This is a genomic window from Janthinobacterium sp. GW822-FHT07A03 (genome assembly GCF_058798815.1).
Genome location: NZ_JBXAKW010000008.1, coordinates 138667 through 152593, shown reverse-complemented (window position 1 = coordinate 152593; position 13927 = coordinate 138667). Strand labels below are relative to the sequence as shown.

At 62.6% G+C, this 13927-nt stretch carries 13 protein-coding genes; 4 read left to right on the top strand and 9 right to left on the bottom strand.

Annotation, left to right across the window (positions count from 1 at the left end):
• Positions 1-95 precede the first annotated feature (95 nt).
• The 6 genes from AC1RJW_RS22415 to AC1RJW_RS22390 all read right to left on the bottom strand — a co-directional run bounded on the left by AC1RJW_RS22415 (position 96) and on the right by AC1RJW_RS22390 (position 4420).
• Positions 96-425 (bottom strand): DUF2628 domain-containing protein, encoded by a 330-nt coding sequence (locus tag AC1RJW_RS22415; RefSeq protein ID WP_493046923.1) that lies wholly within the window; start codon positions 423-425, stop codon positions 96-98.
• 27 nt (positions 426-452) lie between these two features.
• The gene (locus AC1RJW_RS22410; protein ID WP_493046922.1) at positions 453-824 is read right to left on the bottom strand and encodes a VOC family protein; all 372 of its coding nucleotides are present in this window, start codon (positions 822-824) and stop codon (positions 453-455) included.
• A 71-nt stretch (positions 825-895) separates the two neighbouring features.
• Entirely contained in the window at positions 896-1501 is a 606-nt protein-coding gene (locus AC1RJW_RS22405) for a pyridoxamine 5'-phosphate oxidase family protein (protein ID WP_493046921.1), read from the bottom strand.
• 12 nt (positions 1502-1513) lie between these two features.
• Complete coding sequence (locus tag AC1RJW_RS22400; protein WP_493046920.1) at positions 1514-2791, bottom strand: YncE family protein; 1278 nt, start codon at positions 2789-2791, stop codon at positions 1514-1516.
• Between the two features lie 57 nt (positions 2792-2848).
• Positions 2849-3619 (bottom strand): creatininase family protein, encoded by a 771-nt coding sequence (locus AC1RJW_RS22395; protein WP_493047077.1) that lies wholly within the window; start codon positions 3617-3619, stop codon positions 2849-2851.
• 438 nt (positions 3620-4057) lie between these two features.
• The gene (locus AC1RJW_RS22390; RefSeq protein ID WP_493046919.1) at positions 4058-4420 is read right to left on the bottom strand and encodes a zinc finger Ran-binding domain-containing protein; all 363 of its coding nucleotides are present in this window, start codon (positions 4418-4420) and stop codon (positions 4058-4060) included.
• A 415-nt stretch (positions 4421-4835) separates the two neighbouring features.
• Here AC1RJW_RS22390 and AC1RJW_RS22385 point away from each other — a divergent pair, with 415 nt between their 5' ends.
• Positions 4836-5204 (top strand): hypothetical protein, encoded by a 369-nt coding sequence (locus tag AC1RJW_RS22385; RefSeq protein WP_070289735.1) that lies wholly within the window; start codon positions 4836-4838, stop codon positions 5202-5204.
• 92 nt (positions 5205-5296) lie between these two features.
• On the opposite strand, the gene AC1RJW_RS22380 is transcribed toward AC1RJW_RS22385, so the two are convergent.
• From AC1RJW_RS22380 to AC1RJW_RS22370, 3 genes are all read right to left on the bottom strand, one after another.
• Positions 5297-6931, bottom strand: a complete 1635-nt coding sequence (locus AC1RJW_RS22380) for a methyl-accepting chemotaxis protein (protein WP_493046918.1) — start codon at positions 6929-6931, stop codon at positions 5297-5299.
• A gap of 92 nt (positions 6932-7023) precedes the next feature.
• Positions 7024-8145 (bottom strand): patatin-like phospholipase family protein, encoded by a 1122-nt coding sequence (locus tag AC1RJW_RS22375; RefSeq protein WP_493046917.1) that lies wholly within the window; start codon positions 8143-8145, stop codon positions 7024-7026.
• 313 nt (positions 8146-8458) lie between these two features.
• Entirely contained in the window at positions 8459-9385 is a 927-nt protein-coding gene (locus AC1RJW_RS22370; protein ID WP_493046916.1) for a LysR family transcriptional regulator, read from the bottom strand.
• 107 nt (positions 9386-9492) lie between these two features.
• Between AC1RJW_RS22370 and AC1RJW_RS22365 the strand changes: the two genes are divergently transcribed.
• From AC1RJW_RS22365 to AC1RJW_RS22355, 3 genes are all read left to right on the top strand, one after another.
• A complete protein-coding gene (locus tag AC1RJW_RS22365; RefSeq protein WP_493046915.1) occupies positions 9493-11052 on the top strand; it encodes an MFS transporter in 1560 nt (519 codons plus the stop codon).
• A 220-nt stretch (positions 11053-11272) separates the two neighbouring features.
• On the top strand, positions 11273-12490 hold the full coding sequence (locus AC1RJW_RS22360; RefSeq protein WP_493046914.1) for a maltoporin: 1218 nt from the start codon (positions 11273-11275) through the stop codon (positions 12488-12490).
• Between the two features lie 324 nt (positions 12491-12814).
• Positions 12815-13825: a substrate-binding domain-containing protein gene (locus AC1RJW_RS22355; RefSeq protein WP_176382885.1), complete on the top strand. Its 1011-nt coding sequence runs from the start codon at positions 12815-12817 to the stop codon at positions 13823-13825.
• Positions 13826-13927: the final 102 nt, after the last annotated feature.

The following is a 13927-nucleotide window of genomic DNA, read 5'->3' as shown; positions in this document are numbered from 1 at the left end:
ATCAAAGGTGCGCGAGGCTGCGCAAAAAGTTTGAGCTGGACGGCTTGCCTTTGGCAAACGTCAGTAACGGAAAGGAAAATCTGTGTCAGGCAGGCTCAACCAGTAGCACCCGGCACGACAGGCTTGTAGCCATGGCTGCGCAGCGACGCTTCCAGCCAGCGGTTGCCATACCAGCCACGCGCCAGCAGGTAACTGAGTTCCGCGCCGCCCATCAGCAGCATCATCGGGCCGATGCGCAGTTCGCTGGCCAGATGGCTGCCGAACCACAGGCAGGCATCCATCGCCAGCATGAGCAGCAACAGCCACCAGCGGCGCTTGGCGACGGCCCAGAACGAGCCCAGGAACAGGGCTGGCCAGGAAAAGCCCGCTTTCACGTAGGCATAGCGGCCGGCATCGTCGGCAAACAGGGTGGCGCTGTGCTTCATGCTGCTCTCTTCAGGTAATCACCGGCCTCAAGGCTCGGGATGGTGGCAAACGGCTTCGACATTGTGGCCATCGGGCCCCAGCACGAAGGCGCCGTAGTAATTCGGGTGATACATGGCGCGGATGCCGGGGGCGCCGTTATCCTTGCCGCCCGCTTCCAGCGCGGCCTGGTAAAACGCATCCACCTGGGCACGGTTGTCCGCCGCAAAGGCGAGATGCATGCCGGCATGCGGCACGGCGCCCACGCCGAACCAGAAATCGGGCTTGCCATCCTTGCCCAGGCCAACCCAGCCCTGCACTTCCATCACCACCGACACGCCCAGGGGCGCCAGGGCAGCCGAAAAGAAGGCCTTGCTGGCCTGTGCATCGCTGACATTCAAACCGATGTGATCAAGAATCATGATGGCGCTCCTTGCAGGTAGTAGGAAAGGAAGCGCAGCATGCGCCAAAATTGCCTTTTAAGCAATCAAGGTTACAGATCCTGCGCGTAGCGGGCGACCATCTGCGCCTGCGTTTCCTGCGGCCCGCTGCTGCCCGTCTGCTCCGCGATCATCCGGCCCATCGTCGGCAGGACGGAGCGTTCGACTTGCGCCGTGCTGTCCCACAGGCGCGAACGCATGAGGGCCTTGGCGCAGTGCAAGTAAGCCTCGGCCACGCGCAGGCGCATGACCAGGCGCGGCGGGTTGCGCTCGCCGTCAAAATACGCCAGCAGCGCCGCATCGTCGCTGAGGCTGGCCTCGCCATTCACGCGCAAGGTTTCATCGACGCCGGGGATCATGAACAGCAATCCCGCCCTGCCTGTCTCGGCAATATTGCTGAAACTGTCCAGGCGGTTATTGCCCTTGGCATCGGGCAACAGCAAGGTATGGGCATCGAGCACGTGCACGAAACCGGGCGCGCCGCCGCGCGGCGAGGCGTCGAGCTGGCCGCCAGCCCCGCCCGTGGCCAGCACGACGAACGGCGACAGCCCGATGAAGGCGATGCAATGCGGGTCGAGGTAGTCGAGCTGCTTGCTCAGCGCCCTCCCCTGCGCGGCCGGATAATGCGCGCGCAGTTGCTCCAGCGAATCGATTTTCATGCGCCGCCCCGCTTAGCGCAGGTTGCCCGTATGCCCCAGCGAATAACGGCCCGGCTGCGGCCAGACGGTCAGGCCGTGCGGTTCCTGGCCAACTTTCACCTTGGAAACGTCGCCTGTGGCCGTGTCGATGCGGTAGACCACGTCGTCGAAGCGGCCGGACAGCCACAGATACTTGCCATCGGCGCTCACGTTGCCCATGTCGGGGCTGCCGCCGCCGGGAATCGGCCAGTTCGACACGACTTTTTCCGTGGCGAAATCGATCACGCTGACGCTGCCCTTGCCCTTCGGCTTGCCGTGGATGCGGTGCGTGCCGCGGTTGGCCACGTACAATTTCTTGCCGTCGCGGCTGGGGTACAGGCCGTGCGCGCCCACGCCCGTCTGGATGAAGCCGATTTCCTTCAGGGTGGCACCATCGACGATGTGCACGCCGTCGGCGTCCATGTCGGCGATAAAGAATTTCTTGCCGTCCGGCGAAATGCGTATGTCTTGCGGCATGCCCTTCTTGACACTGCAAATTTCATTCGCCGGGCCGCCCACGGGGCCGGACTCGGCAAAGCGCTTGGCCGGCATCTGCAATTTCAGATAGCCGTCGACCTTGCGGCCCACCAGGTCGATCTTGGCGATGGTGCCGTCGAACTCGCAGGTGAACATGGCGTAGCGGCCATCGTTCGAGAAATCCGCATGGTTGATGCCGCCGCACTGGGGCGTGTCGATCGAATACTGCACCGCCATGGTCTTCGGATCGCGGAAATCGAGGCGGTGGCGCGCTTCGGCCACGACGATGGCCGACTTGCCGTCCGGCGTGTAATACATATTGTAGGGATCATCGACGGGGACTTCCTTGCCCGGTTTGCCCGTCAAGGGGTCGATCGGCGTCAGGCTGCCCTTGTCCGTGCGCTCGGCATTGTTCGCCACCCACAGGGTGCGCAAGTCCCACGACGGCACCACGTGCTGCGGGCCGCTGCCGACCTTGAACTTGTCGACCACTTTCAGGCTGTCCTGGTCGATCACGTAGACGTCGTTCGAGCGCAAATTGGGTACGTAGACCCGGCGCAAGTGATCCTTGACGACGGGGCTCATATTGCTGCTGGCGATGCTGCCGTACACGTTTTTCGGGTCCACCAGCGGCGGCATGCCCGGCAGCGGCGAATAGGCGGCAGCCGGCGCCGCAGCGACAGCGGCAGGGGCTGGCGGGCTGGCGCCGATGACCTGGCTGGCCACGCCCAGGCCGGCCAGTGCGGCAGCCAGGGCGGACAAGGTAACGATGGTGCGTCGTTGAGATGTTTTCATGTGTTTTCGCGTCATTTCGTTGCAAAAGCCGGAAGTTCGACACTTCCGGCGGAAGATTTACTTATTTCGTTGCAGCAATTGCTTGATGGCAGCCACCGAGGTGTCCACCTGCAGCTTGATACCGATCTGGCCCAGTTCTGCCGTGGCACGCGTGGCGTCGCCGCGCACGCCGTCCGCCACGCCGGGCTTCGGTCCGTGCGCCATGGCCTCGCTGCGCACCAGCGACGGATCCGTCGCCAGCATCAAGGCCGCGTCCGCCAAGCCCGCGTGCAGGCCGATCTCGGCGCTGCTGTGGCCGCGCTTCTGCAGTTCGGCAATATAGGCCGACTGCGTGATGTCATAGTAATCGAGCAAGGCGTGGGCGCGCGCATCTTTGGCGGTGGAATCTTTTCCCCACGCACGATTGAGCTTGTTGGCCACATTCTGCTCGTTCTTCTGGTAACCACCGTGATCGCCGAGGAAAATGATGTCGCGGAAGCCATGCTGGCGCAGGCTGGCGGCGGCCCCTTCCAGCACGGCTTCGAAGGCGGCGGGCGGTATCGAAATCGTGCCGGCGAAGCGCATGTGGCCGGCCGGCGGCGAAATCGCGCCTTCCGGCACGTAGGAAACGACGGGCGCGACGATGGTATTGCCCAGCTTTTGCGCAATCTGGCGCGCCAGCAAGCCGGCGCGCACATTGTGCTTGCCCAGCGCGATATACGGCCCGCTCTGCTCGACGCCACCGATCGGCACGAGCACGGTCGTGGCGCCGTGATCGATACGGCTGCGCAGCTCCGTGCTGGTCAGTTCTTCCAGCATGACGCTGCCGCTGGCAGGCGCGGCCGCCATGACGGGCGCCGTGAGCAGCAGAGCCGAAAACGTCAGGACGAACAGGGGAACGAGGGGCTTGCGTGAAATAGGAAGCGTGGATGGCGCACAGGGCACCGTTCGCTGGGAGAACTGCAGAGTCATAAGCCAACATCTTTCCGAGGTCAAAACGTGACGCCGTGCCCGGCCTTGCCAGGCAAGCTGGCTGCCACGCAGGAATTGTATTCCATCATGACGGGAAGGGCACGTTAATTTGACGCGGCAGTTTGCGAGGAATTGACTTGGGGCAGCGAATGGCGCAGCGTCGTCCGCATTAACAGCGAACGCCGTGCCTGATCAGGAAGGGCATGCCGACGCGCTAGAAATTGCCGAAAAGCCGTTTGCTTATTACGTTTGCTTATTACGTTTCACGACAACGCCACTACCCGTCAACAACAACCGCAGGTAGTTCGCTCGAATTTACTCAAGCGTATTGCGCCTGCGCCATGCAATAAAACGGCCCAGTGCGGCGCCCGCCATAACAGAGATCAAAAGCCAGCCCTTGATCTCTGCCTCATCCTGAGAAATAACCATCCAACTGCCCATGCCAACGACGAAACCTGCCAAGCCGCCGTAGCCGATGTACATGCGCCGATCCAGATTGTCCACGGTTTGTTGCAACGCTTCAGGACGGGCAATTGCTTCTTGTATAAGGATGGTTCCACATTCGAGGCAACGTGCACTCATGGCTGAATTTTGAGCATTACACACTGGGCAAGTCATTGGCGGCCGGAAAAGAAAAATGGTAAATTGATATAACGTGGCCGAGGATACAATTTCCAAGAGGCAACTTATATAATATAACATGCCTGTTAGCTATTTTTCTAAAAATGTTCCGCCAACACGTAACGCGATACCAATATCTGAAACTTTGGCATGGCACCATATTTATTTTCACATTAGTTTGGGCAACCCAAGCTTGCGCCCAAAGCCTGCAATGGAATGCGGCAGTGGGAGCGCTGCATAAACTGCCTGCTCCGGTTCTGCTTTATGAAGACACGATAAGATTGGCATCGTGGATGTTGCGGATATTGGCAAATACTCAATCCCGGCAAATTTATTAGTCTGCACCGCAGTCACGCATACTGGCGTTTACGCGAATGTGACAATGTGTGATGTTTCCATGTGGAAAATTTGCTATCGTTGATGGCATCCCTTCCTTATCTTCAGATTGAATCTGATTAAAACCATCCTCTCAATGAAAAGAATATCAACTGCTTTCCTTATTTATCTGACCTTCTGCTCTGCTTTGGCCTTTGTTGACTTCGATTGGGATGCGGAAAACGAACAAGCTGCAAAGTCATCAATCTATAAGCAGACGCTCTACATGAACAACGTCCAACGACAGGCATATATAGACGACCTCGAAACCATCCATTCTGCGGGCATGATGGGGGGAGTAAACGGCAGGCGTCTGCATGGAAATGAGGCCAGCGATATTCACGATTTGGCGAACCAGATTCGTCAAAAAACAGGGAGGAACATCGTTGAGTTTCCATCCAAACCGTTTGGCGAGGCCATTTCCAGCTTTTTCAAAATCCCATTTATATTATTGATTAATAAATAGAAAAAACGTTTACTTGGGAATATGGCGTCGATGCGTCAAAGCAGGTGCGGAAGCCTTCCGGCACCTGACAATGACATACCGCATGCCCGAGCTCATCCCAGCATGCGGCGCTCCGGTTGCGCGGCGCGGCGCGGGGCCGGGGCCGGCAAGCCGCCCGCCACCTTCAATGATTTTTCCTTGGCATCGCCGCGCAGGCGGAATACGGCCACCACGTCGACCAGCTCGACGGCGCGGTCTTGCAGCGAGGATGCGGCTGCGGCCGCCTCTTCCACCAGGGCCGCGTTTTGCTGGGTGACCTGGTCCATTTGCGAAATGGCCTGGTTCACTTGCTCGATGCCGGCGCTTTGCTCGTGGCTGGCGTTGGCGATGTCGCCCATGATGTCCGTCACGCGGCGGATGCTGGCGACGATTTCTTCCATCGTCGAGCCCGCCTGGTCGACCAGCGCGCTGCCCGTGTTGACTTTATCCACCGAATCCTCGATCAAGCCCTTGATTTCCTTGGCAGCCGCTGCCGAACGCTGCGCCAGGTTGCGCACTTCGGTGGCCACCACAGCGAAGCCACGGCCCTGCTCGCCCGCGCGGGCCGCTTCGACGGCCGCATTCAGCGCCAAAATATTGGTTTGGAAGGCAATGCCGTCGATCACGCCGATAATGTCGGCGATCTTCTTCGCCGATTCGTTGATCGAGCCCATCGTACCCACCACTTGCGCCACCACGGCGCCGCCCTTGCGCGCCACGTCCGAGGCGGACACGGCCAGGGTATTCGCCTGGCGCGCATTGTCCGTATTCTGGCGCACGGCCGAGGTCAGCTCTTCCAGGCTGGAGGCCGTTTCTTCCAGCGACGACGCCTGCTGCTCCGTGCGCACGGACAGGTCCGCGTTGCCGGCGGAAATCTGCGCCGCCGCCACGCTGACCGTATCGGCCGAGGCGCGCACGGTGGCGATCACGCCGACGATACGCTCCAGAAACTTGTTGAAGGCGGTGGCCGTGCGGCCCACTTCATCCATGCGCTCGACGGGCATGGCGGCGGACAGGTCCAGCGAGGCGCTGACCCTCTCCAGCGTATGTTCGATATTGCCCAGGCCGCCACTGATGGTGCGGTAGATATGCCAGGCCAGCGCGCCCGTCAACAGCACGGCCACGCCCAGCACGGCCAGCATGGTGTTGAACGCCGTATCGTAGGCGGCCAGGCTTTCGGCCTTCACGTCGTCGACCAGCTTGTTGTTGTAGGCGATATGGTCATCCATGCTCTTTTTCGCGGCGGCGGCCGTGATGGCCAGCGGCGTGCCGGCCAGCAAGGTGGCGCGCACGCCATCCATGTCGCCCGCATAGGCGGCGGCAAAGAATGGCACCAGCGCGCGACGGTAGGCTTCCATGGCGGCCTGGTCGGCGTCGAGCATCTTGCTGTCCGTCGCGTCGTACAGGCGCTCGGCGCGGTAGGTAGCAATCACTTTGTCGAAATTCGTGTTGGCGTCGGCCACGGCCTTGTCCAGCGCCGTCTTGTCGGCCAGGTTGGAGAACACGGACAAGCGGTAGCCGGCCAGGCGCGAGTCGGCCAGGAAACCCTTGGCCGCATTCAAGCCCTGGATGCTGGGAATGATGCGGTTTTGCACGGTGTCAAAGCGCTCCTGGGCGCGCTGCAGCTGGATGGCGCCGCCGGCGCCCAGCAATAGCAGGGCCAGCAAGGCGATGGTGAGGGTCAGGATTAATTGCTTGGTGATATTCATGGTGTTTCACAGTAAAAAGGTGGCCTGGCAAGGCCAGGCGGGATGAGTAGCTGCCGATCAGGTGGCCGGGACCGGTTGCAGGCGGCGCGGGCTTAGGCCGCCAGCGGGGCAGCGTCAGGCGTGCGGCGCAGCAAGTCGCCATGCTGGCGGCAAAACGCCAGGCCCGCCTTGTGGCCCACGTCGAACAGCAGCTGCATGTTCGAGCTGGACCAGTCCAGGGTGTCGGGCCAATGCTGTTCCGGAATGCCGCCCATCAAGTCGAGTTTCAGCAGACGCCGCTTGGGCTGGCCCGTGCGCGCATCCGTGTTGTGCTCGATCTCAAACAGGCGCAGCTCGCTCTTGGAAATCTTCACCAGCGGCGTGATGATGGAGCGCACCCAGGCGTCGTACAGGTTGCGCGGCTTGCGCAGCAAGCGCTCGTCGCCGAGGATGTCGAGAATGACCAGGGTATCGGCGTCATGGTGCTCGCCCTTGCCTTCGATAAACGGGTCGAAATTGAGCGTGTCGAGCGCCGCGCCTTCGATGTAGTCGTCGCCGGCGATGGTCGTCGGCGCATACAGGAAAGGAAACGACAGCGCGGCACGCACGTGGATCGGTTCAATCTCGTGCTTGCCCCAGATTTGCATGCGGTGCTCGCTGAGGTTATAGGCATTGATGTAGAAATCGGGGCGCATGCGCGCCACGCCCGAGAAATCGACGGCTTTTTCCAGGAAGGGCAAATGCGCGCACAGGCCCAGGCTTTTCGCCGACAGGTCCGACGGCGACAGCGATGACACCATCAGCTTGCCCCAGTCCGACCAGGCCGAGGGAATGCCCGCAAACGTTTGCTGGAACGCCTGGAAAAAAGGATTGTTGGCCGGCGGCTGGAAAGCGTCGCGGAATGTACTCGCGTGCATGCCCGGCTTCTGGAACACCTTGTAGTTGATCGGGATCATCTTGTAGATGCTGTCGGCAACGCCCGTGTCGGCCCAGCTTTGCAAGGCCTGGCGCGGCGTGGCCTCGTGCGGCGTCGTGTAAAGCAAGCCCATCAACACACCGGCGCCCGAGGCGGAAATGACGTCGAACTCGATGCCCTCGTCGAGGAAAGCGGCCAGCGCGCCGGCGATCAGGGTGGAATTTGGTGCGCCGCCACCCAGCAGCAAACCCGTTTTTCGTGCCGGTTTCGCGGTCGCGGCTGGCGCCGGATTCGGCGGCGTCGTTATCACTGTCTTCATGCACACTCCCTGAACGGAACGGGGTTACCATCCCTTAATTGTTGGTTACTACACGCTTATGGCGCCTAATCCTGCACATGTCCCGGCAACCGCCGAAGCGATGCAATGTTGCAGAAACAGATATGAAATTAACATAAATAAATTCCTTATGGCAATTTCCATAACGAATAACCGGTATTCAGGAAGGGTATAAGTTGATGCTGTGCGGCATACACTGATGCAGCGCAGCAAATATAAATCGCGCGGCGTTAGGATTAATCTCTTCGGGGTAGGAATATTCCCCAACCAGCCGCCAGCGCGGCGGCCAGGGGCATCAAGGGAAGGATGCAGGGTCGGGGGCGGGCGAGGAAAAATGCAGGTGGGTACACAAATGGTCAACAAAGACGCGAATCTTGGGCGACAGGTGGCGGCTGGACGGCCACAGCACCCAGAACTTGCTCGAGTACAGCAAGCAGTCGGCCAGCACGGCTTGCAATTCGCCGCGCGCGATGGCGTCGCGCACGATAAAGTCAGGCAAATAGGCGAGGCCCACGCCCTGCGTGGCGGCGCCGATCAGCGCTTCGATATTGTTGCAGGTCAAGGCGGTCGGCAAGCGCAACTCGCCGCCGCTGTCGCCCTCGCCGCGCTGCAGCGCCCATTCCTGCAACTTGCCCGTGGTGGGAAACTTGTAGCGCACGCAGGCGTGCTCTTCCAGCGCGCGCGGCGTGGCCGGCACGCCGTGGCGGGCGAAATACGCGGGAGAGCCCACGATGGCAAAGGCAAACGGCCCCAGTTCGCGCGCCATCAGCCGCGAATCCGTCAAGGTGCCGCTGCGAACAGCCACGTCGATGCCTTCGGCCACCACGTCGACCAGGCGGTCGTTGAAATCGAGGTCGAGCTCTATCTCCGGGTACTGGTGCGTAAAATCCGCCAGCAGGGGCAGGATGATGCGGTAGCCGATCACGGGCAAGCTGACGCGCAGCTTGCCGCGCGGCGCCTCGGCCAGGTGCGACAGTTCCGCCTCGGCATCGCCCAGGTCGGCCAGGATGCGCTGGCAGCGCTCGTAAAACAGCGCGCCCTCGTTGCTCAGGCTGATGCGCCGCGTGCTGCGGTTGAGCAGGCGCACGCCCAGCTTTTCTTCCAGCCGCGCCACGCTCTTGCCTACGGCCGAGGCCGACACGCCGAGCAGCCGCCCGGCCGCCACGTAACTGCTCGTTTCCGCCGCGCGCACGAAGGCGGCAATGCCGTTCAGATTATCCATGTCTTCATGATTAGGGAATATTTTTCCGTTATGAGTGGATTTTCAGCCACTTTTTCATAGATTACATCCATATTATCATCGGATTCCCTCTTTCTGGAATCATTCCCATGGATACGAATCACCGCATGCAGCCTGCCTCCGCATCCCGGCGCGCCTTCGTGCTGGCCGCCGTCTGCCTCGCCGCGCTATGCATGCCGCTCAGTTTTACGGGGCCGGCCATCGCCATTCCCGCCATCGCCGCCGACCTGCACGGCACGCCACTGGCGCTGGCCTGGATCACGAATGCCTTCATGCTCAGCTTTGGCGGCTGCCTGATGGTGGCCGGCGCGCTGGCCGACCGCTATGGCCGCAAGCGCGTGTTCTTGCTAGGCATGGGCGTGTTTTCCGCCGCCGCGCTGGCACTGGCGGCCGCGCCCGGCATCCTATGGCTCGACGTGCTGCGCGCCGTCCAAGGCCTGGGCTGCGCCATGGCCCTGTCGAGCGGACTGGCGGCCCTGGCGCAGGAATTCGACGGCCCGGCCCGCGCGCGCGCCTTCAGCCTGATCGGCACGGCCTTCGGCGTGGGCCTGGCCTTCGGCCCCTTCCTGGCCGGCACCTTGATCACCCGCACGGGCTGGCGCGCCATCTTCATCGCGACGGCCGTGGCCGGTCTGGCCGCCCTGCTGGCCGCCGCGCGCGCCATGCGCGAAACGCGCGACCCGCAGGCGCAAGGCGTCGATTGGCCCGGCGCCCTGACGTTTACGGGCGCGCTGTCCCTGTTTACCTATGGCTTGCTGCAGGCGCCCGACAGTGGCTGGGGCAGCGCCGCCAGCCTGGCGCTGTTCGGTGGCGCGGCCTTGCTGCTGGCCGCGTTCATCCGCGTGGAGCGGCGCGCGGCGCGGCCCATGCTGGACTTGACCCTGTTCCGCCTGCCCGCCTTTGCCGGCGTGCAACTCTTGGCCGCCGCGCCCGCGTTTTCCTTTGTCGTGCTGCTGGTGCTGCTGCCGGCCCGTTTCATCGGCATCGAAGGCTACAGCGCGCTGGAAGCGGGACGCATGATGATCGCCCTGTCGGCGCCCATGCTGGTGCTGCCGGTCCTGGCCGGCATGGCGGCGCAGCGCCTTGCCGCCGCGCACATTTGCGCCAGCGGCCTGCTGCTGGCGGCGGGCGGCTTGCTGTGGCTGTCGACCTGCGCGCCGGGCCAGTCGTCCGCCAGCTTGCTGGGGCCGCTGCTGCTGATCGGCTGCGGCATCAGCCTGCCCTGGGGCTTGATGGATGGCCTGGCCATCAGCGTCGTGCCCGTCGAACGGGCCGGCATGGCGGCCGGCATTTTCAATACTACCCGCGTGGCGGGCGAAGGCTTGGCGCTGGCCATCGTCAGCGCGCTGCTGGGCACGTTTACTGTCGCGGCGCTGGGCCACGCCGACCTTGCCGGCATCGGCGCGGAACAGGCGGCGCACGCGGGCCCCTTCCTGGCGCTGGGCGAGCTGCGCCATGCGGCGAGCCTGCTGCCGCAGACAGGCGCCGCCGAACTGGCGCAAGCGTATGGCACGGCCTTCCGCCACTTGCTGTATGTGCTGGCCAGCATTACCACGGCCTCGGCCCTGCTGATCCTGGCGTTTTTGCGTCATCCTGCCGCTGCGGCAACGGACTCGGCCCCACTCCCCGCCTGCGACACTCCCTCCTGATTCCCGCTTGTCGTACACGACGGCGCCCACGCGCCGTCGCCCGCCTTTGATGTTTCTCCGCAACACCTCAAAAGTTTCCGACGAATTGAAAAGACAAAACGAGTTTACTTATCAAAGCGCTTTGAACTATACTCAAAGCGCTTTGAAACATAGTTAAAGCGCTTTGGTTGTGCAAGTTGATGCGCGCCGATCCCACACCTATAAAAACACTGGAGACACAATGAACAAATTTTTCTTGAAAGCGTTGCCAGCGGCAGTGCTCATGGCTTTGAGCGCGTCGGCCCAGGCTGCCCTGCCGATCGATTTCGGCGGCTACATCCGCTCGGGCTTCGGCACCAGCAGCGAAGGCGGCAAGGAAGCGTGTTTCGGCCTGGCCGGCGCCTCGTCCAAGTATCGTCTGGGCAATGAGTGCGAAACCTACGGCGAGCTGAAATTCGGCGGCGAAGCGTTCAAGGCCGCCAACGGCACCACCTTCCGCATCAATACCCTGGTGGCGTTTTCCGTCAACCAGAACCAGGATTGGGAACAATCGGACCCGTCGTGGCGCGAAATGAACGTGGTGGCCGACAAGATCGGCTCGGGCGCCTTCGCCGAAGCGCGCGCCTGGGTGGGCAAGCGCTATTACGACCGCCAGGACGTGCACATCACCGATTACTACTTCTGGAACAACAGCGGCCCGGGCGCCGGCCTGGAAAACATCGACCTGGGCGCCGCCAAGCTGGCCTACGCCATCGTGCGCACGGCCGATGACGGCGACAGCAAGCGCATGGGCCTGTCCCATGACCTGCGTTTTTCCGGCATCAAGGTCAACCCGGACGGCGAACTGACCCTGGGCCTGCAATTCAACCAGAAACGCAACGCGCAAGGCGCAGCCCCCGTCGCCAGCGGCCACTTGCTGACCATTATGCATACGCAAGGCAACCTGCTGGGCGGCTTCAACAAGGTGGCATTGCAGTTCGGCAAGGGCAGCGCCGCCAACACGGGCGGCTTCAGCCTGGGCGCCGACAAGGACGACAAGGTCACGCGCCTGACGGAACAGATCATGATCCAGCCCAAGGGTTCCTGGTCCGGCATGGGCACCTTCGTCTACGAAGACAAGGAAACGGCAGGCGTGAGCAGCAAGTGGACGTCGATCGGCGCGCGTCCCGTCTACCACTTCACGGACAACTACAGCCTGGCCGTCGAACTGGGCCACGACATCGTCAAGCCGGAAGGCGGCGAAAGCCGCAACCTGACCAAGCTGACCTTCGCGCCGCAACTGTCGGCCGGCAACAGCTTCTGGTCGCGCCCCGTGCTGCGCGCCTTCTACACCTACGCCAAATGGAACAAGGCAGCCCAGTCGGCCGCCGCGGCCGAATCGGCGCTGTCGTCGACGGGCGTGTTTGGCGGCAAGACCAATGGCAGCTCGATGGGTTTCCAGGTGGAAAGCTGGTGGTAAGCGCGGGACTCTAGGACTTTGGCAAGCGTCCCCGGACGCTTGCCGGTGGCAGCAACACCGCCCGCTCTTTCAGGGGCAAGTAATATCCGGACCCACCATTTCGCCGCTGCACGCGATGGCCGGCAGCTTCACTGTAGTGTTTCAGCAGTATCCTCTTTTAGCGCGGGCGCCCCTGGGTTTGCCCGCGTATTTTTTTGGGCGTTGCCGCCGCTTGTCATGCCCCCGGTCACTACCCTGATCATTCCGGCATTTATCAGATAAACTACCCGTCATCGCACCGCATCGCTCCCGATCCACCCTGGATAGACCCCAACTGCAGCATCCATGAACCTCAAAAATCTCGCCAAAACGCTAGGAATATCCGAAACCACCGTCAGCCGCGCCTTGAATGGCTATCCGGAAGTGAGCGAACGCACGCGCGAGCGGGTGCTGGCCGCCGCGCAGGCGGCCGGCTACCGCCCCAATCCCATGGCGCGCAGCCTGGCCGTGGGGCGCACGAACATCGTCGGCATCATCTACCCGCTGATGCCGAACGACCTGGCCGACCCCATGTTCATCGACATCGTCGGCGGCATGTCCGAAGCGCTGGAAGCGCAGCAGATGGACATGATGATCGCGCCCGCCTCGGCCACCAATGAATTCCACACCTATGAACGCATGGTCAAGGGCCGCCGCATCGACGGACTGATCGTCGGGCGCACGAAACCGTTCGACGAGCGCATCGCCTACCTGGCGCAGCAGGGCATGCCGTTCGTCGCGCATGGCCGCACGCAGCTGAACCAGCCGCATGCGTGGTTCGACTACGACAACGAAGCGGGCATGCGCCTGGCCGTCGAGCGCCTGGCGCAGCTGGGCCACCAGCGCATCGGCCTGATCAGCGCCACGCCGGACCTGAACTTCGTGCGCCAGCGCGTCGAGAGTTTCCAGCACGCCATGCAGGCGGGCGGCCTGGCCGTCGATCCCGACAACCTGGTCGACAACGCGCACGACCGCCGCGCCGGCTACCAGGCCATGCAGCGCCTGCTGGCCCGCTCGCCCCGCCCCACCGCCGTCATCGTCGACAACCATATGTCGGGCGTGGGTGCCGTGCGCGCCCTGCTCGACGCGGGCATCGCCATCGGCAGCGAAATGTCGCTGATCGTCTGGGGCGTGATGGAAGATTCCCTGGCCGGCCATAACGTCACCACCGTCGTCCAGCCCGACCCGCGCGGCGCCGGCGCGAAGATGATCCACATGCTGCTGGCCCTGATGGACGGCACGCCCGTCACCGACCTGCAGGAACTGTGGCCGTGCGAACTGTTGCCGGGCGAGTCGGCCGGGCCCGTGCCGCACTAGGCGCTTTCCGCCCCTCCATGCCGCCGGCCGCCTGGCCGGCGGCGCAGTCTTGTTGTCCTGAATCACCCTCATAAAAAAATCGTATGTCTGGCGCGTGTATCG